24 protein-coding genes are annotated in these 26,520 nt (G+C 35.0%); 10 read left to right on the top strand and 14 right to left on the bottom strand.

Features of this window, described 5'->3' with window-relative positions:
* The first annotated feature begins 17 nt into the window (after positions 1-17).
* Together M1D73_RS03230 and M1D73_RS03225 are read left to right on the top strand one after the other, a co-directional pair.
* On the top strand, positions 18-911 hold the full coding sequence (locus M1D73_RS03230) for an ATP-binding protein (protein WP_000892971.1): 894 nt from the start codon (positions 18-20) through the stop codon (positions 909-911).
* Between the two features lie 3 nt (positions 912-914).
* A complete protein-coding gene (locus M1D73_RS03225) occupies positions 915-2,798 on the top strand; it encodes a vWA domain-containing protein (RefSeq protein ID WP_086401964.1) in 1,884 nt (627 codons plus the stop codon).
* Between the two features lie 37 nt (positions 2,799-2,835).
* Here the strand turns inward: M1D73_RS03225 and M1D73_RS03220 are convergent, their stop codons facing one another.
* The 3 genes from M1D73_RS03220 to M1D73_RS03210 are packed head-to-tail and all read right to left on the bottom strand — an operon-like array spanning position 2,836 to position 5,518.
* A complete protein-coding gene (locus tag M1D73_RS03220) occupies positions 2,836-3,258 on the bottom strand; it encodes an NUDIX hydrolase (RefSeq protein WP_001189941.1) in 423 nt (140 codons plus the stop codon).
* Positions 3,259-3,317: 59 nt separating this feature from the next.
* Positions 3,318-4,283 (bottom strand): L-threonine 3-dehydrogenase, encoded by a 966-nt coding sequence (locus tag M1D73_RS03215; RefSeq protein WP_086401963.1) that lies wholly within the window; start codon positions 4,281-4,283, stop codon positions 3,318-3,320.
* A 44-nt stretch (positions 4,284-4,327) separates the two neighbouring features.
* The gene (locus M1D73_RS03210; protein WP_121868428.1) at positions 4,328-5,518 is read right to left on the bottom strand and encodes a glycine C-acetyltransferase; all 1,191 of its coding nucleotides are present in this window, start codon (positions 5,516-5,518) and stop codon (positions 4,328-4,330) included.
* Between the two features lie 213 nt (positions 5,519-5,731).
* Between M1D73_RS03210 and M1D73_RS03205 the strand changes: the two genes are divergently transcribed.
* Entirely contained in the window at positions 5,732-6,463 is a 732-nt protein-coding gene (locus M1D73_RS03205; RefSeq protein WP_086401962.1) for a class I SAM-dependent DNA methyltransferase, read from the top strand.
* 28 nt (positions 6,464-6,491) lie between these two features.
* Here M1D73_RS03205 and M1D73_RS03200 read toward each other — a convergent pair whose 3' ends face one another.
* From M1D73_RS03200 to M1D73_RS03190, 3 genes are read right to left on the bottom strand one after another with little or no spacing between them, the layout of a single operon-like run.
* The gene (locus tag M1D73_RS03200; RefSeq protein ID WP_001167962.1) at positions 6,492-7,313 is read right to left on the bottom strand and encodes an ABC transporter ATP-binding protein; all 822 of its coding nucleotides are present in this window, start codon (positions 7,311-7,313) and stop codon (positions 6,492-6,494) included.
* A gap of 12 nt (positions 7,314-7,325) precedes the next feature.
* Positions 7,326-8,384 (bottom strand): FecCD family ABC transporter permease, encoded by a 1,059-nt coding sequence (locus M1D73_RS03195; RefSeq protein ID WP_000760060.1) that lies wholly within the window; start codon positions 8,382-8,384, stop codon positions 7,326-7,328.
* Entirely contained in the window at positions 8,381-9,385 is a 1,005-nt protein-coding gene (locus tag M1D73_RS03190; RefSeq protein ID WP_000925232.1) for a FecCD family ABC transporter permease, read from the bottom strand. The genes M1D73_RS03195 and M1D73_RS03190 overlap by 4 nt, the downstream gene beginning before the upstream one ends.
* Positions 9,386-9,557: 172 nt before the next feature.
* Between M1D73_RS03190 and M1D73_RS03185 the strand changes: the two genes are divergently transcribed.
* Both M1D73_RS03185 and M1D73_RS03180 read left to right on the top strand, forming a co-directional pair.
* On the top strand, positions 9,558-10,526 hold the full coding sequence (locus M1D73_RS03185) for an ABC transporter substrate-binding protein (RefSeq protein ID WP_001010276.1): 969 nt from the start codon (positions 9,558-9,560) through the stop codon (positions 10,524-10,526).
* Between the two features lie 380 nt (positions 10,527-10,906).
* Positions 10,907-12,256 carry a peptide MFS transporter gene (locus M1D73_RS03180; protein ID WP_000338314.1) on the top strand — a complete coding sequence of 450 codons (1,350 nt, stop codon included), beginning with the start codon at positions 10,907-10,909 and terminating at the stop codon, positions 12,254-12,256.
* Positions 12,257-12,294: 38 nt separating this feature from the next.
* Here M1D73_RS03180 and M1D73_RS03175 read toward each other — a convergent pair whose 3' ends face one another.
* Together M1D73_RS03175 and M1D73_RS03170 are read right to left on the bottom strand one after the other, a co-directional pair.
* On the bottom strand, positions 12,295-12,474 hold the full coding sequence (locus M1D73_RS03175; RefSeq protein ID WP_000382679.1) for an acid-soluble spore protein H: 180 nt from the start codon (positions 12,472-12,474) through the stop codon (positions 12,295-12,297).
* A gap of 191 nt (positions 12,475-12,665) precedes the next feature.
* Positions 12,666-12,953: an ArsR/SmtB family transcription factor gene (locus tag M1D73_RS03170; RefSeq protein ID WP_000081428.1), complete on the bottom strand. Its 288-nt coding sequence runs from the start codon at positions 12,951-12,953 to the stop codon at positions 12,666-12,668.
* A gap of 822 nt (positions 12,954-13,775) precedes the next feature.
* Between M1D73_RS03170 and M1D73_RS03165 the strand changes: the two genes are divergently transcribed.
* A complete protein-coding gene (locus tag M1D73_RS03165; protein ID WP_000109096.1) occupies positions 13,776-15,395 on the top strand; it encodes an L-lactate permease in 1,620 nt (539 codons plus the stop codon).
* Between the two features lie 39 nt (positions 15,396-15,434).
* Here M1D73_RS03165 and aspA read toward each other — a convergent pair whose 3' ends face one another.
* The 3 genes from aspA to gloA2 all read right to left on the bottom strand — a co-directional run bounded on the left by aspA (position 15,435) and on the right by gloA2 (position 18,835).
* Positions 15,435-16,868, bottom strand: coding sequence for an aspartate ammonia-lyase (gene aspA / locus M1D73_RS03160; protein WP_000562156.1), 1,434 nt, complete (start codon positions 16,866-16,868; stop codon positions 15,435-15,437).
* 173 nt (positions 16,869-17,041) lie between these two features.
* Positions 17,042-18,340, bottom strand: a complete 1,299-nt coding sequence (locus M1D73_RS03155; protein WP_000353317.1) for a hemolysin family protein — start codon at positions 18,338-18,340, stop codon at positions 17,042-17,044.
* A 108-nt stretch (positions 18,341-18,448) separates the two neighbouring features.
* Positions 18,449-18,835, bottom strand: a complete 387-nt coding sequence (gene gloA2 / locus M1D73_RS03150; RefSeq protein WP_001017675.1) for an SMU1112c/YaeR family gloxylase I-like metalloprotein — start codon at positions 18,833-18,835, stop codon at positions 18,449-18,451.
* 91 nt (positions 18,836-18,926) lie between these two features.
* On the opposite strand from gloA2, the gene M1D73_RS03145 reads away from it, so the two are divergent.
* The 3 genes from M1D73_RS03145 to M1D73_RS03135 all read left to right on the top strand — a co-directional run bounded on the left by M1D73_RS03145 (position 18,927) and on the right by M1D73_RS03135 (position 22,805).
* A complete protein-coding gene (locus M1D73_RS03145) occupies positions 18,927-20,105 on the top strand; it encodes a NupC/NupG family nucleoside CNT transporter (protein WP_000668866.1) in 1,179 nt (392 codons plus the stop codon).
* Between the two features lie 186 nt (positions 20,106-20,291).
* Positions 20,292-21,308 carry an LCP family protein gene (locus M1D73_RS03140; protein WP_033684262.1) on the top strand — a complete coding sequence of 339 codons (1,017 nt, stop codon included), beginning with the start codon at positions 20,292-20,294 and terminating at the stop codon, positions 21,306-21,308.
* Positions 21,309-21,542: 234 nt separating this feature from the next.
* Positions 21,543-22,805 carry a VanW family protein gene (locus tag M1D73_RS03135; RefSeq protein WP_000777355.1) on the top strand — a complete coding sequence of 421 codons (1,263 nt, stop codon included), beginning with the start codon at positions 21,543-21,545 and terminating at the stop codon, positions 22,803-22,805.
* 42 nt (positions 22,806-22,847) lie between these two features.
* Here the strand turns inward: M1D73_RS03135 and M1D73_RS03130 are convergent, their stop codons facing one another.
* Positions 22,848-23,120, bottom strand: coding sequence for a hypothetical protein (locus tag M1D73_RS03130; protein ID WP_000288803.1), 273 nt, complete (start codon positions 23,118-23,120; stop codon positions 22,848-22,850).
* Positions 23,121-23,136: 16 nt separating this feature from the next.
* On the bottom strand, positions 23,137-23,655 hold the full coding sequence (locus tag M1D73_RS03125) for an RNase A-like domain-containing lipoprotein (protein WP_000822694.1): 519 nt from the start codon (positions 23,653-23,655) through the stop codon (positions 23,137-23,139).
* A gap of 397 nt (positions 23,656-24,052) precedes the next feature.
* Between M1D73_RS03125 and M1D73_RS03120 the strand changes: the two genes are divergently transcribed.
* The gene (locus M1D73_RS03120) at positions 24,053-24,601 is read left to right on the top strand and encodes a TVP38/TMEM64 family protein (protein WP_000852222.1); all 549 of its coding nucleotides are present in this window, start codon (positions 24,053-24,055) and stop codon (positions 24,599-24,601) included.
* A 63-nt stretch (positions 24,602-24,664) separates the two neighbouring features.
* On the opposite strand, the gene M1D73_RS03115 is transcribed toward M1D73_RS03120, so the two are convergent.
* Complete coding sequence (locus M1D73_RS03115; RefSeq protein WP_000730383.1) at positions 24,665-26,365, bottom strand: M4 family metallopeptidase; 1,701 nt, start codon at positions 26,363-26,365, stop codon at positions 24,665-24,667.
* Positions 26,366-26,520 lie beyond the last annotated feature (155 nt).

Raw genomic sequence — 26,520 nt, 5'->3', positions numbered from 1 at the left:
TGTTAGGTGGGAAATACATGTTAGAACAATTTCATATACATGCTGATTTAAAACAACAGCTTTCTACGATTCATGAAAAGAATAAGCAAGAAGCTGGTGAAAACGCACATTTAATCGGAACGAAAATATATAAAGCGTCTGATAATAGCATTATTGAAGATGCGATTACAGCACTTCTTCTTGGCAAGAACATTCTATTAAAAGGACCGACTGGTAGTGGTAAAACAGTACTAGCGGAAACTCTTTCTTCTTTATTCCAAAAACCAATGCATAGCATTAACTGCTCTGTCGACTTAGATGTAGAGGGTATTTTAGGATACAACACACTACAAACGAAAGATGGTGCATCTGAAGTTTCATTCGTTAACGGTCCTCTTATGAAAGCAATGAAGAACGGTCACTTCCTATATATTGACGAAATCAATATGGCAAAACCTGAAACGTTACCACTTCTTCACGGCGCATTAGATTACCGTAAAATGATTACAAACCCATTTACACAAGAGGTTGTATACGGTGATGACGAATACCGTGTAATTGCTGCGATTAACGAAGGTTACGTTGGAACAAGTGAACTAAACGAAGCGTTAAAAAACCGTTTTGTTATTATTGAAGTTCCTTACATTCAAGGTGATACATTAAAAGAATTATTATTAGCAGAATCAAAATTAAAAGATGTTGCAACAATTGAAAAGTTCGTTGCCTTTGCAAGCGACCTTATGCCTTTAGCTCGCGATGGACGTGTAAGTGAAGAAGCGGCAAGTATTCGTGGCATTATCGACGCATGTGATTTAGGTGTATATATTCCTGTTATGCGAGCGATTGAACGAAGCATAATTGCAAAACTTAATGATGAAACAGAACAAATGACTGTCCGTGAATTAGCAGAAAGTTATTTCTTTGAGGGATAATTTATGAGACAAATTTTTAGTGACAAAAAAATTGATGCGTCGCTGTTTCTACAAATGGAAAACTTAATGTATGCCCTTCTAAAAGAAGACGATGCCTATCTTGAATATGGCTATAAAGCATACTACGACGAAATTGAAAAGAAAGTTGTCATTAGTCACTTTTGGGATGATCGAAAAGAAGAAGATACAGTAATCGGATTAAAAAGCGAAGTGTTCTTAAAAGCACTTGGTAATAAACATTACTCGGACATGACTTTAATTCGTTCTTATGCGATTGAATTGCAAGAATCGCCCCTAAAAAAGTTTTTAACACAATTATTTGTTCTATTAGAAGATTTACGCGTTGAGGAAATTGTAAAGAACTTACGTCCTGGCACGAAGCATGTTTTTAAAAGAAGAAAAGAAATGTATCGCAATTACTTTAGCTCACAAAATGAAATCAATCGCGTTCGTAACTATCACGGTGATCGTCTATTTTGCCTATGCTATCTTTCATTAACGAGCGATAAATATGAAATGTTTAATAATGAATATTTCGAACAAATTGAAGCTATTTTGCATGAAACATTCCAAGCTCGTAATACGGAAGATATTATGTATATCGTTGAGAAAATTCGCTACCGCTTAGAGGAGCTTCTTGAAAGTGATATGCTTAACAACTATTTCGGACATGCACCGCTTTATTTATCTGTTCTTGCAGACGAAAAGAACTGTCGCGTCGAAGATTTAGCAAATGATGATACGCAGCTTATAGATGACGATGAAAATAAAAACAAAATGGATGAAAGTTTCTCCACATGGCATCGTGAAAATAAAAATAACGAAAACGAGAACTTTTTACGCTTTGAATTAGAAAGCGGAACAAAAACAAACATGATGGGCGATACTGCTCGTGAATCAGAAGATGGCGACCAAGCACTTGGTTCTGTACAAGGTACTTCTCAAAAAAGTACACAATCCAACTTTGATGGCGCTGGTACAGAAGAAGCAAGGGCTTCACACGCTTCTAGTCAAAATGATGGTGCATATGGTAAATATAACACTGGCGCTTCTCATACATTTAAAGAAGCACGTAAACCAAATCCTGATGAGAAAAAGGATTACCAAGCTATCAAATCAGTCGTTAATAAAGATGTAAAAGAATTAAAGAAAATTATCGAAAAAACGATTGAAAATAAAACGAATGCAAATAGTGATAAATATTACGGAAGACTTCGTAAGAAATTCCTTCGTATTTATACTGAAAAGCAGCCTCGCATGTTTTATAAAAAAGGGCAAGAATCACAAGAGCTCGACGTTGCATTCCAACTGTTAGTTGACTGTTCTGGTTCTATGTATAACAAAATGGAAGAAACGAAGAAGAGTGTTGTACTATTCCATGAAGCTTTAAAATCTTTAAAAATCCCGCACGCTATTAGCGGATTTTGGGAAGATGCCTCTAGCGCTAAACCTGAAGATAAGCCGAACGTTATCCATGAAGTTGTAAATTATAAAAACTCAACGTTACCAAACGTTGGTCCAGAAATTATGCAACTTCGTGAAGAAGAAGATAACCGCGACGGATATATTATTCGTATCGTTTCTGAAAAGCTTGCCAAAAGACCTGAGAAACATAAATTCTTACTAGTCTTCACAGACGGTGAGCCTTCTGCGCTAGACTATCAACAAGACGGAATTTTAGATACGCATGAAGCTGTTAAGCTCGCGCGTAAAAGTGGTATGGAAGTAATCGGTATCTTCATCGAAGAAGGCGAAGCGAAAGAAGCAACTTATCAATTGATGAAAAACATTTATAACCATCACTTCTTAGTTGCAAATCACGCTGAAGATTTACGACTGAAGATTAAACCATTACTGAAAAAATTATTACTGAAGACGATTGAATAGAAAATAGGAGCCTTGTGGCTCCTGTTTTTTCGTTCAATTACTTTGTTTCTGGTTGAAACTTGTATGGAATGGCTACTTCTAACAAATATTCAAATCCTCCGTCATAGTATGGGAAGCGCTCATTCGCAATTGTTCGATCCACCCACTCTACTGCAGAAATTTCACCTTCATCTTCCGCAATAAGTTCACCTTTTTCTACATTCGCTCGGAATGTAAAAAATAGCGCATGATTCCCTGATTCTTCAAAGAATTTTTCATTGATCGCAACAAGTCCACCTAACGTAGCAGTTAAACCTGTCTCTTCTTTCACTTCTCTTATTAGTGCTTCCTCTAATATTTCACCTTTTTCCACAGCCCCACCTGGCAATGACCAAACGTTTTGTTCTACATTATGTACCATTAATATTTTATCTGTTTCTTCGTCATGTATTAGTGCATATACGACATCAACTCTTTGCATAAGACTTCTCTCCTTCCAAAAATGAGGAAGAGCCGATTCCTAAGAATCGACTCTTCCTATTAATTCATCACTAACTCAGCTGTGAGCTTTTTTTTTAACTTAGCCAGCATGTCAGTTGTCATTTTGTCTAAATCGTATTCTGCTTTAAAGCCCCACTCTTTCATTGCTGCTGTTGCATCAATAGAGTTTGGCCAGCTATCAGCGATTGTTTGACGAGCTGGATCTACTGCATAATCCATTGTAAACGTCGGAATGTGTTTACGAATTGACGCTGCAATTTGCTCTGGCTCGAAGCTCATTGCTGTAATGTTAAATGCATTTCTATGCACTAGCTTACTTGGATCAGCTTCCATTAATGAAATGATCGCTTGTAAAGCATCAGGCATATACATCATGTCCATATATGTTCCTTCAGCAATGTATGAGGTGTATACACCTTTTTTAATCGCCTCATAATAAATTTCAACTGCATAATCAGTCGTTCCGCCTCCTGGAGGCGCTACGTAAGAAATTAAACCTGGGAAACGGACACCGCGCGTATCTACGCCAAATTTTTGATGATAATAATCACACAGTAATTCTCCTGCCACTTTGTTTACCCCATACATCGTAGTAGGACGCTGAATTGTATCTTGCGGTGTATTATCTTTTGGCGTTGATGGACCAAATGCACCGATAGAACTTGGCGTGAAGAACTTACAGTTTAATTCACGAGCTGCTTCTAGAGCATTTACAAGTCCACCCATATTTAAATTCCATGCAAATAACGGATTTTTTTCTGCTGTTGCTGAAAGTAAAGCTGCTAAATGAATAATTGTATCTACTTCATTACGCTTTGCGATATCATGTAGTTTTTGTCCATCTGTTACATCTAACGTTTCAAATGGACCAGACGTTACTACTTCACTATCTGTTTCACGAATATCTGTTGCAATAACATTTGATGCGCCGTATACATCACGAAGTTTCATTACTAGTTCAGAACCAATTTGCCCTAAAGAACCGGTTACTAGAATTTTTTTCATTTTCCCCACTCCTCATTTGCAAGCTATTCAAAAGATGTCGTTACTTAAATGATGCCCATTTCTTTTCCTACTTTTTCATACTTAAGAATTGCTTCATCTAACATTTCTTTCGTATGAGCTGCTGTAGGCATATTACGAACGCGCCCTGTTCCTTTTGCTACAGTTGGGAACACGATAGATTTTGCGTATACACCTTCTTCATTTAGACGTTTACTAAATTCTTGTGTTAATACTTCGTCCCCAATGATACAAGGTGTAATTGGCGTTTCACTTTCCCCAATGTTAAAGCCAAGTTCTTTTAATCCTTGTTTCAAGTAGCGGCCATTTTCCCATAAGCGATCGTGTAACTCTGTGCTTTCCATTAAGATTTCAATTGATCTCATGCAAGCTGCTGCATCAGCTGGTGTTAATGCTGTAGAGAATAAGAATGGACGTGAACGAACTTTTAACCAGTCAATTAAGTTTTGTTTCCCTGCTACATATCCACCAATTACCCCAATTGCTTTTGATAATGTACCAATTTGGAAGTCAACTTTATCAGAAAGACCGAAGTGCTTTACAGTTCCTGCACCTTTTCCAAGTACACCTGAACCGTGTGCATCATCTACGTATGTCATTAAATCTAACTCTTCTGCAATCTCAACAATTTCTGGTAGTTTTGCAACATCTCCATCCATCGAAAAGACACCATCTGTAATTACCATTAATTTATTGTAAAGACCTGATTCTTTCGCCGCGATTGCTTTTTGGCGTAAATCTTCCATATCAGAATGTTTATAAACAATAATTTTTGCTTTTGATAAACGACTACCGTCAATAATAGATGCATGATTTAATTCGTCTGAAAGAATCGCATCATTTTTATCCATAACAGCTGAAATCGCTGCCATATTACAGTTAAATCCTGATTGATAAGCAATTGCTGCTTCTGTATGTTTAAACTTTGCAATTGTTTCTTCTAACTTAATATGCAAATCTAAAGTACCGTTAATTGTACGAACAGCCCCTGCTCCAACACCGTACCTATGAATAGCACCAATTGCTGCTTCTTGCAAACGGCTATCTGTTGCTAATCCCAGATAGTTGTTTGAAGATAAGTTAATATATTCTTTTCCGCCAATTGTAATGATCGGTCCATTTGAACTCTCAAGCGGATCAATTACGTTATAAAGCCCCTTTGATTTTAAATCCTCTAAATTTTCTTCTAAAAATTTCGCAAGTGTTTTACTAGACATCGTGAAGCCTCCCATCGTTCATGTAAGCGGATTATTGTCTTAATAGTTCTAATAATCCCTCTACTAGCTTAACACGTTTTCAGAATTTATTATAGAAAAATAGTTTAAAGTAACCGCTTACAATTCTAGATTATATATGATTCATTACAATAAATCTATCATTTACTTTTCATATTTGATAGAATTAAAAAAATATTTCGGGAGGTTTCAAACATGGCATTTACAGAATCTGATGTATACAATAACACAGCATTTTTCGAACAATATATGAAACGAAGATACCGAGAAAATAGCCCAAATGAGTCCATTGAAAAACCAGTATTCTTTCAGCTCATTGGTCATGTGCAAGGAAAACAAATTCTCGATTTAGGCTGTGGTGATGCTAAGTTTGGCGCGGAATTATTAGAGAAGGGATGCTACTCTTACACCGGCATTGAAGGCTCCGAACTTATGTATGAAAAAGCTAAAAAACAACTAGAAAATAAAAATGGATCTGTTCATTTTTTAAACCTCAAAGATTATACCTACCCCTCTTCCACTTTTGATTTAGTAACATCTAGACTCGCCTTACATTATATTGAACATCTTGATACTATTTTTAAAAATGTATTTCAAACTTTAAAAACAAATGGCACCTTTACCTTTAGCGTTCAACATCCCGTTATTACTTCTTCATTTGAAAGCTTACAAACAAGTGGTAAAAGAACGAGTTGGCTCGTCGATGATTATTTTAAACTAGGCAAACGGGTTGAACCATGGATTGAGCAAGAAGTTATTAAATATCATCGTACAACAGAAGAGTATTTCACATTATTACAGCAAGCCGGATTTACCATTACATCATTAAAAGAAGCTACACCAAATCTAACCTATTTTCAAGATGAAGAAGAGTATAAACGTCGCTTACGTATTCCTCTCTTCCTCTTATTTTCTTGTACCAAATAAAAAAAACGATGAATCACTCATCGTTTTTTTATCTCATTGCCTGAGCAACTTCTTTAACTACACGTCTTCCTCTTCCGTGAGGGATACAAAGCGGTGTTCCAAACAACGGATCCGTACTAATTTGACACTCCATTCGGAATACATCACGTACTAGTTTCTCATCTACCACTTCTTCAGGTTTACCTTGTGCATATATTTGTTTATCTTGAATTGCTACAATGTTATCTGCATAGCGGCATGCTAAATTCAGATCATGTAATACCATAACAATTGTTCTTTGTTCTGTTTCATTTAATTCAAATAATAAATCTAGCACTTCAATTTGGTGAGTCATATCTAAGTATGTAGTTGGCTCATCCAGTAAAATGATATCTGTATCTTGTGCAAGTGTCATTGCGATCCAAGCACGTTGACGCTGCCCACCTGAAAGAGCATGCACATCACGCTCAGCAAATTCTGTCATACCTGTTGCTGCAAGTGCCTTCTGTACCATTTCCTCATCTTTTTCTGACCACTGTTTCAGCCATGTTTGATATGGATAGCGTCCTTGTTTTACAAGTTGCAATACTGTAAGCCCTTCTGGTGCTTGCGGTCCTTGCGGTAAAATTGCCATTTGACGAGCAATTTGCTTCGTTTGCATACTTTGAATAGCTTGATTATCTAACAAAATGTCACCAGTTGTTGGCTTTAATAATCTAGCTAGTGAACGTAATAAAGTTGATTTCCCGCAACCGTTGGAACCGATAAAGATTGTAATTTCACCTTTTGGAATTTCTAAATTCAACTCATCAATAATAATTGTTTCACCATAAGACAACGTCAAGCGTTTCGTCTCCAATGCTTTTTGCATATTCATCTCCCTTTATGAATTCCGACTTTTATAAAGTAAATAAATAAAATAAGGTGCACCAATTGCTGATGTAAATACCCCTGCTGGAATTTCAAGTGGTGTGAAAATTGTACGCCCTATTAAATCTGCAGCAAGTACTAGAATTGCACCGACAATAGCTGCAACTGGGAGCAATGCACCGTATAAAGAACCAACTAGCCTTCGTGAAATATGAGGTGCCATTAAACCGACAAATCCAATCCCTCCGGCGAAGGCAACTGCTCCCCCAATTAAAGCCGTACTAAGTAATAACATGAATACGCGTGACTTCGTTAAAGGAACACCAAGTCCTACCGCAATATCATCCCCTAGCTCTTGCGCATTTAAATGTCTAGCAGCTATAAATGATATTACCGTTAAAATGAGAACCCACGGTGCAAGTACCATAACATTTTGCCAAGAAGAGCCATAAACGGTACCCGTAATCCATACATTCGCTTGGCTCGCTTGATAAATTGGTGCTAACAACATAAATAATGTTGTTGCCGCCTTCGTTAATGCCCAAAATCCAACACCAATTAAAACGAGAATAATTGGTGATAATCCATCATTTTTCCATGCAAATAAGTATACAAAAACCGCTACAATCGTTGCTCCTGCAAAAGCTGCGAGCGGCATATAATGAATGCTTACAGTTAGCGCATTATTTTTATCACTAAATAGCGCTAAAAATAATACAACTGCAACACTTGCCCCGCCCGTAATCCCGATGATATCAGGAGAAGCAAGTGGATTTCGAACGAGCCCTTGTAAAATACAGCCCGCTACTGCAAGCGCAATTCCTACGAGGATAGCAATTAAAATACGTGGCATACGAAACTTATTTACAACCATATTTGACATCGCATCGCCATTTCCAGTAATTGCTTGCCATACGTCATAAGGAGCAATTTTCATGTCCCCCATACCTGCGCTCGCAAAGAATAATCCTACTAAAACAACTAGTAAACTTAACAAGACGAGACAAGCTCGTTTATACATTAAAAACGAGAGCTCACCTTTTCCTATACGAAACGGAATATATTTCTTCATTTGCTAAGCCCTCTCTTACGTGCAATATAAATAAAGAATGGAGCTCCAATAAATGCTGTCATAACTCCTACTGGTACTTCTTGTGGCATAATGACATATCTTGCTGCTATATCAGCCAATATTAGTAGTATTGCACCTAACAATCCGCTATAAGGCACTCTCCATCTGTGGTCAACTCCAACAAGAAATCTCGCAAAATGCGGAGTAATAATTCCAATAAATCCAATTGGGCCAGCAACCGCAACTGAACCACCAGACAACAGTACAATAATAAGTAACACGAATGATTTCATTAAAATTGTTCGTTGTCCAAGTCCTTTCGCGACGTCTTCTCCCATCATCAATGTATTTACTTTCCCTGCCATCATAAGAGATGCAATCCATCCTATTAATAAATATGGGAATACAGATTGTAAAATTTCTAACTTTCTCCCTTGCACAGATCCAGCAAGCCAAAATAATACCTCTTCAAGTGCTTTTTCATTTAACACAAGTAATCCTTGTGTTAATGATGAAAATAATGCACTAATTGCGACCCCTGCTAACGTTAACTTAAGAGGAGTAGTCCCTTCTTTTCCTAAAGAACTAGAAGCAAATACAAGTACAGCTGCAACCGCCGCTCCTAAAAAGGCAATCCATGTGAAAGCTGATAATGATGTTACTGAAAAGATTACAATTGCTACAACTATAAAGAACGCAGCACCTGAATTTAATCCAATAAAATCTGGAGAAGCAAGTGGATTCTTAGTTAAAGTTTGCATAAGACAACCAGCAATGGCTAAACTAGCACCAACACTAGCTGCAATTAACGCCCTAGGCAGACGTACATTTTGAATAATAATATGTTCATTGGAACCGTTAAAATGGAAAAAAGCATCCAATGCTAGTTTCCAACTCGTATTTGTATATCCGAAAATAATACTTCCCCAAATACAAATAACGACTGCAATGATTCCAACAAATAATCCAATCCATTTTGCTCGATTTGTTTTTAATAACATGCAGCGTTTCCCCTTCAATGTATAATGATACGTTGTTAGTGTATTTCAACTTAATTCTCATTGTCAACGGAAATGAGAATTATTTTCACCCATATGTATTGACAATCAAAAGATAAAGGCTTAATATCATGCTTGCTATTGAAAAATATTCTCAACATATAGGGGGTACATAATGAATTTCATGCGGAAGAAATCGTTTACAGTATTTGTATTTTTACTAGCATTTTCAATGCTTTTAAGCGCTTGTGGAAAATCAAATAACAAAGAAGAATCTACAAAAGAAGATAATAAAAAAGAAGTGGTTACTGTAGAACATGCAATGGGTAAAACAGAAGTTCCTGCTAATCCAAAACGTGTAGTTATCTTAACAAATGAAGGAACTGAAGCTTTACTTGAATTAGGTGTGAAACCAGTTGGTGCTGTAAAGTCTTGGACTGGTGACCCATGGTATCCACATATTAAGGATAAAATGAAAGATGTAAAAGTTGTTGGTGATGAAGGACAAGTTAACGTTGAAACAATCGCTTCTTTAAAACCAGACTTAATTATCGGTAACAAAATGCGCCACGAAAAAGTGTACGAACAATTAAAAGCAATTGCACCTACTGTGTTCTCAGAAACATTACGTGGTGAATGGAAAGATAACTTCAAATTTTATGCAAAAGCATTAAATAAAGAAAAAGAAGGTCAAAAAGTTGTAGCTGATTACGAATCACGTATGAAAGATTTAAAAGGCAAACTTGGCGATAAAGTAAATCAAGAAATCTCTATGGTTCGTTTCATGCCTGGTGATGTTCGTATTTATCATGGCGATACATTCTCTGGTGTTATTTTAAAAGAACTTGGATTTAAACGTCCTGGAGATCAAAACAAAGATGATTTTGCAGAGCGTAACGTATCTAAAGAGCGTATTTCTGCTATGGATGGTGACGTATTATTCTACTTCACATTCGATAAAGGAAATGAGAAAAAAGGATCTGAACTAGAAAAAGAATATATAAACGATCCTCTATTTAAAAATTTAAATGCCGTAAAGAATGGTAAAGCATACAAAGTCGACGATGTTATTTGGAATACAGCTGGCGGTGTAATTGCTGCTAACCTATTACTAGATGACATCGAAAAACGCTTTGTTAAATAATATTTCCTTAACCAGCTCCCTTCTGTGGAGCTGGTTATTTTTCAATTCACTTAAATGTCACATTATTTCGTTTTGTATTTTTATTCCCAATATGTTATATTGAGAAAGTAAATAGAATATATTTTCTTTATATCAGAATAAATGTTTTAATCTAAATTTTCTGATTAATCACTATTTTATTTTCTTTTAGAATTCAATTATTACATTTGAAAACGCTTATCATCTCGTTTTCAGGGCAAAATACAGTAACGGTCGAAGAAAAATAGAACTTTTTTAGAAATTTTCTTTCTATTTCCATATAATTCTATTGACTTCTAAATATTTTGTAAATTAAAATGATTACATAAATATCCGTTATACAGGATTAGGGGGAAACAAAAATGGATGCAGCTTTAAAATTAGACAAAGCTGGAGAGCAACAATCACCAAAAAAACATCCACCAGGGTTATACTTGTTGTTCTTTACAGAGGCATGGGAAAGATTTAGTTATTACGGAATGCGTGGCTTATTAGTTCTTTATTTAACAACGAGCTTAGTAAGCGGCGGTTTAGGATTTGATAAAGCAGTTGCAGTTCAAATTTACGGTATTTTCACAATGTTAGTATACTTCACACCTATTATCGGTGGTTGGTTAACTGACCATTTCATTACGAAGCGACATGCCATTACTATTGGTGGTATCATCATGGCAATTGGTAACTTTGTATTATTCTCAATGAACACAAAAACTGGACTTTTCTTAGGATTAGGATTATTAGTTATTGGTAACGGATTCTTCAAACCAAATATTTCGACTTTATTAGGTCAATTATATAGCGAAAATGATTCTCGTCGTGATAGTGCCTTCACTATCTTCTACATGGGGATTAACTTAGGAGCTCTTATCGCTCCATTCATTTGCGGTTACTTTGCAGATTATAGATACGGTTTCTTAACAGCTTGTATCGGTATGATTATTGGGCAGCTTGCCTTTAATTTCTTAGCACCTCGTTACTTAGGGTCTATCGGAACAACTGTTGTAGGTAAACAATCTAAAGAAAAAAATGCAAAAGCAATTGAGAAAAAACCTTTAACAACACAAGAGAAAAAACGTACTGCTGCAATTTTAATTTTAACTTGTTTCGTAGTATTCTTCTGGGCAGGATTTGAGCAAGCTGGTAGTTCTTTAACACTTTACACAGATAAGTTCGTCGATCGTACAATTGGTGGATTTACAATTCCAACACCTTGGTTCCAATCTGTAAACCCACTATTCATTATCTTACTAGCATTACCTGTTTCTGCGTTATGGATTAAGCTTTCAAAAACAAAAAATGGCGATTTGAAAATCCCAACAAAAATGGCATTAGGCATGATTTTACTAGGGATTGGATATTTAGTTCTAACTTTAGCTGTTTTAAAAACTGGTAGCGATGAAGGTAACATTACAATGAAAGCAAACTTACTATTCATTGTATTCACTTACATGTTCCACACAATCGGTGAGTTATTCTTATCACCAATCGGATTATCTATGGTAAGTGCAATTGCTCCTGTTAAATTAGCATCATTATTAATGGGTGTATGGTTAGCTGGTACTGGCTTCGCAAACTTATTAGCAGGACAATTAGCTGCTTTCACTCAATCTTTAGGATATTTAGAAGTATTCGCAAGTATCGGTATTATCGTAATTGTACTGGGATTAGTACTTCTTATGTTCTCTAAGAAAATTGCACATATGATGGAATAATAAAAAAGACGCTTCTCAATTGAGAAGCGTCTTTTTTATTATTTCTCCTCTAAAGCTGTCACGTCCACATGAACGCTCTCACCAGGATTAGATACATCATACACTTGAGCACTCCCCTTCTGCTCATCACAGCTCTCAATCCATACTGGTACGCCCTCATATGTAACGTCAATTCTACTTGAAGAAGATAAAATTTGTTTCACACGTTTCACATCCATACTACTATCCCTCCTTTTGCTTACTACACTCCTTTCTATTTTTTCTTTTCCTTTTAGAATATATTCCGTAAGGCAGCATGTTGATTGATAGTCATTTCTTCCTCACATGCTAATATTTACTCTCTCACTACCTTTCTGACAAATAAAAAAAGACGTATATTCCACACGTCTTTTTCCATAATATTCAAATTTTAAGAAAATAATGTTTTTACTACCGCACTTACTTTATCATTATGGATTTGATAATACACTTCTAATCCTCGTCTTTCAAAGCGCACTACTTTATTTTGCTTTAACTTCGTTAAATGTTGTGAAACCGTTGATTGCGGAATTTCTAATACTTCCTGTAGTTGTGTTACATTACATGTTCCTCTTTGCATAAGTTCCATTACTAGACGTAGACGAAGTGGGTGAGCTAACGCTCTTAACATTTGTACATCTTCTTCTGAAATACGACATTCGAATTGATTTTGGCTCATAAAGTTCCCCTCATTTTCGTTTTTATTTGCGTTTTTATGTTCTTTTTATTTATTTATATATCTGTTCTTATATTTCCTGTTACGACATAACTTTATCAACCTATAAAGCCGAAAAATTTTTCCATCTTTATCAGCAAAAATTCAGGAAAAAATCCTTGCTGATTTTGAATATTATACTATATGATATAACGAAAAAGCAAAATAATGGCCTACGAATACTTTGCTTGCAAACGTTGTTTTATCAAGCTTTTTGTTATATTTTCACCTCATTGAAACGCACAGTAACGGTATTGTAAAATACCGTCTATAATTGATAACCTATCGTAATGTAGTTGAACTATAATTAACCTCTTTGTTACGCTAAAAGGAATTTTCAGTAAAAAGAGATGATGTGATATTAAAAATTTGTTTCTAATTTTTTATTCGTATTGCAAGCGGTTGGACTGTTGTGCAAAACTTCCTATTTAAATCCACTCACCAATCCTCCCTCACACTAGATCAAATAGGACAGATCAGTTCATATATCAAACTTTATACTCGATATAAAAGATGGCATCTAATATACACTTATAGGAAACATGCCAGCTGAATAAGCAAAATAATATGCAAATAGTTTATACAGCACACTTAAATTCATTTGAGTGTGTTTTTTGTCTACTTTATGAACAAAGCTTTTCTTTTAACACTATTATGGAATAATTATACTTTTTTACGTTGACAATAGTGTTGAAGGAGAATATACTAAGCATGTAAGTTGATTGTGAATAGTTTCACAAATAATGTGAATTTCTTCACATATAATAGATAGGAGTTGTCATTATTATGAGTACTTGGACACAAATTTATGACCCATTAAACAATATTTGGTTATCTGCACTAATCGCAGCACTTCCAATCTTTTGTTTCATCATTTGTTTAATGGGATTCAAAATGAAAAGTTACATGGCTGGTCTTTATAGTGTGATTGTCGCTATTATCCTTGCAATATTTGTTTATAAAATGCCAGCAACAGTAGCTGTAGCATCTGCTGGATTCGGTGTTTTATCTGGATTTTATCCAATTTGTACTATCGTTATCGCCGCAATTTTCCTTTACAAATTAACTGTTAAAACAGAGCAATTCAATATTATTCGCGATAGTATTTCAAGCATTACAAATGATCAACGTTTACAAGTATTATTAATCGCTTATTCTTTCGGTGCTTTCTTAGAAGGTGCAGCTGGTCTAGGGGTTCCAGTTGCTATTACAGCCGCACTACTTGTAGGTATGGGCTTTAATCCATTAAAAGCAGCAGGTATTTGTTTAGTAGCTAATATTGCTGGTGGTGCTATGGGTGCTATGGGTATTCCAGTTACAGTGCCAGCACAATTAACTCAACTTGACGCATTAACTATTGGTCGTCAAACTGTTCTTATTTTACCTTTCATTAGTATTATTTTACCTTTCTTACTTGTTTCAATGGTCGATGGAATTAAAGGTATTAAAGAAACTTGGCAAGGTATTCTTGTAAGTGGTGTTTCTTTCGCTATTACTCAATTCGCTGTGACTTACTTCTTAGGTGCAGAACTTACTAATATTTTCGCAGCAGTTGTAAGTATGATTGCTCTTGCATTATTCTTACGTGTTTGGCAACCAAAATCTTCTACTAAAGAAGAAAAACAAGAAACTAAAGTATCACATACATTCAATCAAATTTTATACGCTTGGTCTCCATTCGTATTCTTAACTGCATTTGTAACAATCTTTAACTTAAAACCGATTAAAGCTTTATTTGCTCCAGATGGTGCGTTAGCAAACTTAGTATTTAACATTCAGTTCCCTGGTCTTCATAATGCTGTTATGAAAACTACACCAATTACAAAAGCTGATACACCTTTCGCAGCTGTTTTCAAATTTGATGTATTCTCTTCTACAACTACTGCGATTGTACTAGCAATTATCGTTTCACTTATCGTTTACCGCGTAAAAGGTAAAATGGTTAAAGAATTAATGATTGAAACAATGAAAGAATTAAAAGCTCCAGTATATACAATTTGTAGCGTTATCGCTTTAGCTTACGTAGAAAACTACTCTGGTATGTCATCTACACTTGGACTTGCATTCTCTTCTACTGGTAATGCATTCCCAGTTCTTTCTCCAATCTTAGGATGGATCGGCGTATTCATTACAGGTTCAGTAGTTTCAAGTGGTTCTTTATTCGCACCACTTCAAGCAGTAACAGCAGACCAATTAAACATCGTTCCTTCTACACTCGTTGCCTTAAACGTAGTAGGTGGTACAATGGCAAAAATGGTTTCACCACAATCTGTAGCAGTTGCTTGTGCCGCAGTTGGACTAGTTGGTAAAGAATCTGCTCTATTTAAAACAGCAATGAAATACAGTTTAATCTTCTTAGCTGTTATTAGCTTACTTCAATTAAACGCTGTATTTAATATCTTTTAAAAATAAAACACCGATCCAAGTGGATCGGTGTTTTTCACATTACATTTTTTTATTTTTTAATAAAGAAGCTCCAGCAATTTCAGGGTGAGTCATTTCGAATGGATCTAAAATAATATCCAATTCCTCTTCTGTCAGTACACCATGTTCTAAACATAACTCCCTAACAGATTTCCCTGTTTCAATTGCTTCACGTGCAATACGAGATGCTACTTCATAACCAATATGAGGATTAACTGCTGTAATAATTCCAACACTTTTCTCAACATATTGCTTCAGCAATTCTTCATTTGCCGTAATTCCTTCAATACAATATTCACGGAATACACGGAATCCATTATTCATAATACTAATAGATTGAATTAAATTAAATACAAGCACAGGCTCCATTACGTTTAACTCTAATTGTCCTGCTTCTGATGCTAAGCAAATTGTATGATCGTTTCCGATTACTTGGAATGCGACTTGGTTAATCACTTCTGCCATAACTGGATTTACTTTTCCTGGCATAATCGATGAACCTGGCTGACGTGCTGGCAATTGAATTTCAGCTAACCCAACACGTGGACCAGACGCCATAATACGAAGATCGTTTGCAATTTTAGACATGTTCATCATACATACTTTAAGTGCTGCAGATACCTCTGTGTATGCATCTGTATTTTGCGTTGCATCAACTAAATGCTCTGCACCAACAAGTGGGAATCCACTAAACGTTCTTAAATGTTTTACCACTTGTTCAATATACATAGGATTTGCATTTAATCCTGTACCAACAGCTGTCGCGCCCATATTCACTTCATATAAATGTTGACGAGACTGTTTAATTCTTTTTATATCACGCGCAAGCACTCGGCTATACGCTTCAAATTCTTGTCCAAGGCGAATTGGAACTGCATCTTGTAAATGTGTGCGTCCCATTTTAATAACATGATCAAACTCTTTTGCTTTTTTACGAAAAGCAGAATGAAGTTCTTCCATTGTAATAAGAAGCTTTTCTAACATCATAAGAGTTGCAATATGAATCCCTGTTGGAAACGCATCGTTCGTTGATTGGGCCATGTTCACATGAGTGTTTGGGCTAATTTTCGCATACGCCCCTTTTTCATATCCCATACGTTCTAACGCTCTATTCGCAATTACTTCATTTGTATTCATATTAATAGAAGTTCCGGCTCCACCTTGAATAGGGTCCACGATAAATTGATCATGAAACTTTCCATCAACAATTTCTTGCGCTGCTTCTGCAATTTCATGTCCAATGTCTTTAGCTAAGTAACCAGTATCTATATTCGCAAGCGCCGCCGCTTTTTTCACAATTGCCATTGCTGTAATGAGTGATGGATGAATGCGATATCCTGTAATTGGGAAGTTTTCTACGGCACGTAATGTTTGTACACCATAATAAGCTACACTTGGTACTTCTTTTTCACCTAAAAAATCTTTTTCTATACGTATATCCTTCGTTGCTATCATTTTTATCACCTATACTTTTTCATTCTAAATCCTTATCCAAAAAATCCGCCCTCTAAAAACACGAGTATCATTCAGAAGAATTTTTCAGTATCCACCTTCACTATATAGCACCTTTTTTGAAAGCGCAAACATTTATTTTTCTGTATATCCTTTTTATTAAAGTTTATAGAAAATCATTCTTCTACTTTCCTTATTTCCACTCGTTTAATTTGATGCATATCCTTTTCAAGGACTTTAAAATAAAAACCGTGTTTCTCAATAATATCTCCTTCAGCAACGATTTGTTTTTGTACCATAATCCAGCCACCAATTGTATCTACATCATCAGCAATTAAATGTATGCCAAGCAAATCATTTACTTCACTAATAAGCACTTTTCCCTCTACGATTTTATAACCTTCACTTATATGCTCTATAGGAGGATTCTCATCTTCATCGTATTCATCTCGAATTTCTCCAACAATTTCTTCTAAAATATCTTCTAGTGTAACAATCCCAGCTGTACCACCATATTCATCATACAATACAGCTAATGGAATGTGTTTTCTTTGCATTTGTAATAGTAAATCATGAATTGGAATATTTTCTAGCACTTCAATAACTGGCCTTGTATATGGCATAATTGAGCACTCTTCATCCCGATTACCATCCATATAACGAATAAATAAATCTTTTACATTAACCATCCCAATAATTTCATCTTTATCTTCACCAAATACAGGATATCTCGTATACTTTTCTTGCGCGATTACTTTAATATGTGTTTCAAATGGTTCGTCCTCATATAAGCCTACAACTTCCGTACGAGGTACCATAATTTCTTTTGCTACTCTATTATCAAATTCAAAAATATTATTTACATATTTAAATTCCCTTTGGTTAATCTCTCCGCTCTCATAGCTCTCAGATAAGATTAACCTTAATTCTTCTTCTGAATGAGCTACTTCATGTTCAGAAGCTGGATGTAATCCCAATAAACCAGTTACAACCCTCGCTGAACCATTCAAAGCCCAAATAAACGGATACATAACTCGGTAAAAATAAATAAGTGGTTTCGATAACAATAAGCTAACTTGTTCTGCTTTTTGTATAGCAAATGTCTTTGGAGCAAGTTCCCCAATGACAACATGTAAAAATGTAATTACTGCAAAGGCAATAATAAATGAAACTGTACTGGAAATTGCAGGTGAGAATTTTAATTTTAAAAACAACGGCTCGAGTAAATGTTTAATGGTTGGTTCCCCTAACCACCCAAGCCCTAAAGCAGTAATTGTAATACCTAGCTGACAGGCCGATAAATATTCATCTAAATTTGAAGTTACCTTTTTAGCTGCCAGTGCACCTCGTCTTTTTTCGCTAACGAGTTGATCAATACGACTGCTACGTACCTTAATAATTGCAAATTCAACAGCCACAAAAAATGCTGTTAACCCAATAAGAATGACTACCATCAATAATTTTAAAATATCCACATATGCTCTTTAGCTTTCTTAGCTAAAGTTACACCTCCTTTTAAAAAGAAGTTTCACTTTAGTTTCTTCAATTATTGGAAAGCAACTCTATATAAAATCCACCAATTTTCAAACCTCATACAATTCTAAAGGTAAACCATCAGGATCTTGGAAAAAGACGAATTTCTTCCCCGTTATTTCATCAATACGGATCGGTTCCGTCTCAACACCACATTGGTTTAAATGCTTCACAGCTTCTTCTATATTTGTAACAGCAAATGCTAAATGTCTAAGACCGGCTGCTTCTGGAAAACTTTTACGCTCAGGCGGATTTGGAAATGAAAATAATTCGATTTGATACTCTTCTCCTACACATAAATCTAATTTATAAGAATCTCGTTCCTTTCTATATACTTCATTTATCTCTTTAAACCCTAATATCCTAGTATAAAAATCCTTTGACGTCTCATAATTCGAACAAATAATTGCAACGTGATGCACTCTACATATATTCATGCTCTCTCTATTCCTTTCTTTACCAAAGATGCATATTCTCCCTTGAAATGAAAAACATATATAGCAGAATATCTCTTTTAGGGGGCTTACCATGAAATTCATTACTTTTTTCGTCGGACTAATTGTTGTTTTCTTGCTCGCTTATATTGCTAGCAATAATAAGAAGCATATTAAATTTAAACCAATTTTTATCATGCTTATTATACAGTTAATTTTAACCTATTTACTATTAAATACAGAAATCGGCCTCATACTTATTAGAATCATTTCCAGTTTGTTTACCAAGCTACTCGAGTATGCTGCTGATGGAATAAATTTCGTATTTGGTGGTCTTGCAAATAAAGGTGAAATGCCATTTTTCCTTACTGTATTATTACCAATCGTCTTTATTTCTGTTTTAATTGGTATATTACAACATTTCAAAATATTACCATTTTTTATTCGTTGGATCGGGTACTTTCTTAGTAAAATAAATGGTCTTGGTAAATTAGAATCTTACAACGCTATCGCCTCTGCCATTGTCGGCCAATCAGAAGTTTTTATTACAGTGAAAAAACAATTAGCTCAAATTCCAAAACACCGTCTTTATACACTTTGTGCCTCTGCTATGTCAACCGTATCTATGTCTATCGTAGGTGCCTATATGACAATGATTGAACCTAAATATGTAGTAACTGCACTCGTTCTCAATTTATTTAGCGGTTTTATTATCATACTCATCATTAACCCTTACGACGTTAAAGATGACGAAGATATTTTAGAAATCAAAGGTGAAAAACAAAGCTTTTTTGAAATGCTTGGAGAATACATTCTTGATGGTTTTCGTGTAGCCATTGTTGTCGGCGCTATGCTCATCGGATTCGTCGCATTAATTAGTTGTATTAATGACCTGTTCCTCATTATATTCGGTATTACGTTCCAACAATTAATCGGCTATGTATTTGCACCTATCGCATTCCTTATCGGTGTACCCAGTTCTGAAATTGTCGCGGCTGGCAGCATTATGGCAACGAAGCTTGTAACGAATGAATTTGTCGCAATGATGGACCTTAGTAAAATTTCTAATAGCCTTTCTCCCCGTACAGTTGGTATTATTTCTGTTTTCCTTGTATCTTTTGCCAATTTTTCTTCCATTGGTATTATTTCAGGTGCGGTAAAAGGACTAAACGAAGAACAAGGAAACGTTGTTGCGAGGTTTGGCCTTAAATTACTATATGGAGCTACTCTCGTTAGTATTTTATCTGCAATTATCGTAAGCATTATGTTGTAATTAGGTAAAATTTTATCATTTTCTTATCCCTATCTTTTGTATACAATAACGAATAGGTGTCTTATAAATAATCAAGACATCTATTTTTTATACATGTACAATCGCTTTTATTTAGCGTAAAATATTTTTTATGTGTTTGAATACACTTCTAAATGTATACACTTTGATAGTTTTAAAGGAGAAAAAATGATGAAATCCGACACGAACAACAATACGCGAGCCAAAAAAGGACGCTCAAAGAAAAAACGCCTACTTTGGTTCCTTCTTATTCCATTACTAATTGTAGCACTTGGAGCAGGAGGCTACTCCTTCCATATATACAGTAAAGCAAAGTCCGTCTTAAATAACGCTTATGCTGAACTAGGTCGAGGAGATAAGTCCAGTAAACGTGAAAAAGCTGTTAAACCTATGACCGACAATATTTCCGTACTAATTATGGGTGTTGATGAAAGTGATATTAGGGAAAAAGGTTATGGAAAAGCAACTCGAACAGATGCGTTATTACTTGCAACAATTAATAAAAACGATAAATCCGTTAAACTTGTAAGCATTCCACGTGACTCACGCGTCTACATTAAATCACGTGATAAATACGATAAAATCACACATGCGCACGTATTCGGTGGTGTAGACAGCACAATTGATACGGTAGAGAACTTTTTAGATGTTCCAGTTGACTACTATGTAAAATTCAATTTTAAATCCTTTATTAAAATTGTTGATTCTCTTGGTGGTATTACTGTAGACGTTCCAGTTGAGTTCACAGAGCAAAATAGTAAAGATGAAGCAGATGCCATTCATCTAAAAAAAGGACGTCAACATTTAAATGGAGAAGAGGCACTGGCACTAGCTAGAACTCGTCATATCGATAGTGATTATATGCGTGGTCAACGTCAACAGCTTGTATTAGAGGCCATTGCTGAAAAGGCACTATCTCTTAATTCCATTAATAAAATCGGTGGCCTACTAGACGCTGTCGATAAAGATTTAAAAACTAATTTAACTTTTGATGATATGATGACAATTACAAAAAATTCAATGGATTCAAATTTAAAAATGGAAAAAATGCAAGTAGAGGGTACAGATAAATATATAGGTGGTATTTATTATTACGTTCCAAATGAAAAAAGCGTCGATACTATTTCAACTATCCTTCAAAAACATCTCGGTGTTACGAATAAAAATGAACATAAAAAATTATAATAAAAAGGCTGCTAGATCTTTCTAGACAGCCTTTTTATTATATTTTTCAACATATTTTTCATACACATTGTGACAAGAAGTGACAATTATTACAGCGGTGTAACATTTTTTATGAAAACATTACACACACAGTGAAAATAATAGTATACTAGTACGTACATAATGTTATTTTCATCATTTTTATACAAAAAATGTAATACATATATTTATACATAAATTTCTGGGGGGAAATAAATGAAGCTAAGTAAAATACTGATTGGTTCTGCAATTGCTGGGGGCATATTACTTTGTGTAGGCGGTGTTGGGGGATATCAATATGTATCCAAATTAAATAATCAATTAGATACTACTGCATTACCAAATACTACATTTGAAGGTATTTCTCTCGACGGAAAAAATAAGAAGGATATTCAAGCAATTATTAATCAAAAGGTAACTGAGTTAGATCAAAAATCCCTTACCTACATATTCCAAAACGATAAACAAACTTACACATGGAAAGATTTAGGGATAAATTATAAAGAGAAAGATATTATTGACAAAATCTTCAAAGAACAAGAAGGAAACGTAATGAATCGTTACAAAATGCGTAAGCAAGCTGAAAACGGTGAATTAAAACGTGACTATAAATTAACACCACAATTAAATGCAACAGCTTATGAAACCTTTATAAAAGATAAATATAATGAAACATTAAAAAATCCTGTTAACGCAGAATTAAGTATTGAAGGCTCAACAGTAAATATTAGTCAAAGCCAAAACGGAGAAAAAATTGATAAAGGGAAACTAAGCGGTTTAACAAATGAAGCTATTACTACTGGTAAATCAGATGTTACATTACCAGTTACATTCATAAAACCAGAACGTTCTACAGAAGACATACAGAAAATGGGTATTAAAGAAGTCATTGCTGAATATTCTACTCCAATGGCTGGCCGTAACGGAAATCAATCATTTAACGTAAATAAGTCAGCTAATACTTTAAGTGGGGTTATTGTCGCACCTGATGAAACATTTAGTTTTAACGGTCGCGTTGGCGTAACTGATGCTGCACATGGTTATAAATCTGCAGCAGTATATTCACAAGGTAAAGTAATACAAAGTGCAGGCGGAGGAGTTTGCCAAGTCAGTAGTACATTATACAGTGCAGCTTTAAGGGCAGATTTAGGCATTGTTTCTCGAAGCAATCATTCTATGCCAGTAAATTATTTACCACTTGGACAAGATGCAGCAGTAGCAGATTATGGTCCAGATTTAAAATTTAAAAATAATACAGGCAATCATATTTATATTCAAGCATTTTCAAATGGAGGTAGTATTACTACACGCATTTTCGGTACAAATACTGGTAAAAATGTTGAAGTTTCTTCTCAAGTAATTAGTAGAACTAGTGATAAAATCACCGCGGTTACGTATAAAAAAGTAACACAAAACGGGGAAGTAATATCAAATGGACAAATTTCAAAAAGCGTATATAAAAGCGCTCCAAAAGAATAGATAATATCAACCGAATAGCATAAAGAAAAAGGCGTGATTTAATCACGCCTTTTTCTTTTGCAGTAATAGTAAAAAAGTTTCAAGATGGTCTTTCGTTTCTTCTAAAGACCACATACGATTTCCTTGCTTCGCAGCTAATACACACGCCTCTTCCCACGCGTTCTTTTTCTTCATATTTATTAATTCATCACGTAATTTCAAAACAATTTCTTCGTCTTCTTGTTCAATAAACTCTTCCATCACGCTTACTATTTCATCCTCATGAATACTTAACGTACAGTACGATTTAAGAAAGTATTGTAATGTCGTATACATAATGTACTCCCCCTTCTTATTTATCAGATGGATAAGAAGTAATAATCTTAAACCCTAATTCTCCTGACTTATCTCTTGCTAAAACAGTAACAGTTTTTACTAACTTGTCTTTTACACTCATATTTTTCTTTATTACCGTTTTTCCAACAGGAAATGAATGAGTTGTATTTAATACGAGACGAGCCTCTTTAGAATTTTTTAACCAATCTTGAATTTCCTTGTCATGTTGCTTCAAGCTATCTTTTACAGCTTTCGTCGCTGTTTCTTTATCATAGTATGTACTTGCGGCTGACACTTTATCTGTCTTCAAGCGATTCTTCAAATCCTCTTCTGACTTGCCTACATGTCTTTCAATCGTATGACCATTTTTAGGTGGTCCTTCCATTTCATCTAAAATATTATCACTAATTTTTTCTACCGATGTAGCTTGATTCCCTGTCTGTTTCTCTGTTTTTTGTTCTTTTCCTGCACATCCGCTTAAGATCAGCATTAATGCCAATAAACTACTGAAGAAAAGACTACTTATTCGTTTCATCATATCACCTCTTCCATGATTATTATCGCAACTTCACTAAAAGTCAATTTCACAACGAAAAAATCTATCAGTTTTCATTTTTTTCATCTATTTTTCCATATTTACACCAGCAATTTCATCAACCCTCTATTTTTGCCTTTTATAATATATACCCCCTATATTTTTCGATTATTTCCCAGATGAAATCACAGATAACATAACTATAAAACTCTTTTATACAAAGGTTTTTATAGTATTTTTAAAAATATTTTAAAATACCCCTATTTTCATATACCTAATACCCATATAAGGTATAAAGACACCTTCTTATCAACGTTTTTCTACATTATGTAAATTTACCCTTGCCTATACAAACGAAATGTGGTGTAATGCAAAAAAAGATAAAGGATTTTAAACAATGGCTGAAACGATTCAAAATTTCTTAACAGAATACTATTCAATCGCAATTCCACTTAGTATCTTAATTAACATCATCATTAGTCTTTTAGGTTTTATCCCTAGTATTTTTTTAACCGCCATTAATATACAGCTCTTTGGCGTAACAAATGGTACTGTTATTTCGATCGCAGGCGAAGCATTAGGGGCTATTATCTCGTTTTATATTTACCGCATGGGCCTTCAAAAGTTCACTCACGATAAAGTAAATAAATACCCAAAGGTAGAGCGTCTTCTTTATGTAGAAGGTAGAGAGGCCTTTCTACTCGTTCTATCGTTTCGCTTGATACCTTTCATCCCATCAAGTATTGTGACTTTATTTGCGGCTCTAGGTAAGATGTCATTACTCTCCTTCAGTATTGCCAGCACAATAGGGAAAATACCGGCATTGTTAATCGAAGTATATTCTGCCTATCATGTCATGAACGGAACAAATGAAGCAAAGTGGATTGTGACAATTGCAGGTTGTATCGGATTATATTATTTGTGGAAAAAATGGAGAAAAAAATAAAGAAGGAGCATAGGCTCCTTCTTTATTTTTGAGGTATTTTATTAATAGCTATCCTTTAAATCCTTAGTTAATACCAACAGCACTAAATGATTGCTTAACTGCTGCTACTTCCGCAGAAGTCGCACCATATAAATCAGCTGCAGCTTGTACTGCACCAGCACGAGCTTGGCTAAATGTAGTAGATTGCGTGAAATATTGTGTATTTGCACGGTAATAAATTGCACCTAACTTATCTTTACCAATGCCCGTTACAGTTACACCCGAATGCGTACCACCATTTGCTAATAAATAAGCTTGTTTGTTAATGATACCACTGTTTGTATGAACCCCACCGTTATCACTAGTACCAGTGTAACGCTTAGAATAATGGTCTGGATCACCGTATTTCGCTGGATCACTCATAGAGCGAAGCGCATCTCCTGCTTTACCAGGCGTATAAATATCTTCACCAATCTCCCAATCCGGGTTACGGTTATCATAGAATTCTACTAAAGTACCAAAAATATCAGAAATTGCTTCATTTAGCGCTCCTGATTCATTTTGATAAATTAAGTCCGAGCTATTTTCAGTAACAGCATGCGTTAATTCGTGACCAATTACATCAATTCCACCAGATAATGAAGTGAATGTTACACCATCACCATCTCCGTATACCATTTGTGAGCCATTCCAGAATGCATTATTATACTTACTTCCGTAATGAACTGTCGATTTTAACGGAGCTCCTGCATCATTAATAGAGTTTCTGTTAAATGTAGCTTTATAATAATCATATGTTCTACCTGCATAGTAATGAGCATCTACTGCTGCTGCATCATACGCTGCATTGAAAACATTATCTGCATCTACCCATAAAGTTCCTGGCAATGTAGTACGATTTTTCGCATCATATGTGAAAATTGTTGCCCCGCGCGTATTATCTTGCAAGTAGTAAGATGAACCAGATAACGTTGTATTAAGTGATTTTGTATCTCCTAATACACCTTTACCAGTTCCTACTTTATTTGTTCCTGTTACAGGTTTTACTACTGCTTTCGCATCCTGTTTAGGAGCCTCTTGCTTAACTGGTGATTTATCTTCATTTGTTACATGATCCAATTTATTATATTTATTTAATACTTTACCGCTGTCTGCTTCAATGAAATAGTAGTAGTTTCCTGGACTTGGATCTAAGAAGTTTAGATTTACAACGTATGCATATGTTGTTTCTTCACCATTTTGATATACATATAAGTCCGCTTTTGGTTCTACCTCATATTTCGGTGTTACCCCTAAATCTTGCTGCGCGATTTCAATCGCTTTTGCGCCTTCAATCTTATTTTTATTTTTCAACTTTTCTTTCTTGTCTAAATCAGGTGCAACTGTTCCAGACAATACTTTTAAAGAACCGTCTTTACTTACGTGAGCTACTTGAGTAGAACCCCATACAGGTACTCCTTCGTAAACTTGTTGCATACGTACTACTGTTGAATCAGTTACAGCATCTTTCTTCACTTGTTTCACTTTGAAAGAATCTTGCGCACTCTTTTCCCCTAGCTTGTAATCACCTTTTGCTGCATTTAAGTAATCAAACACAACAGATTCCGCTTTCTTACCAGTCGCTCCAGTTAGATCACCAGAAATAAACTCAGGTGACTGTACTGTCTCATTGTACTTCTTCGTAGAGAGTACATTTTTAGAATCCGCAAATGCAGAGCCTGTCCCTCCAAATGTTGTAACTGCCATTCCTGTCGCTAACACTAACGCTAAACTTTTCTTTTTCATGAACCTTCCCCCTAATAAAAAATTTTTTTGAAAAAGAGTAGTTTTATATTAGCATTATGTTTCCACTATTAATATACTAAAAATTCAAATAATTATTTTCTCAAGTTTTGTAGAATTTTGAGGAACAAATATTGAAAAAACCCTTTCCGATTGGA

It is taken from the genome of Bacillus sp. PK3-067 (genome assembly GCF_056738645.1).
This window is presented reverse-complemented; position numbering and strand designations above follow the sequence as displayed.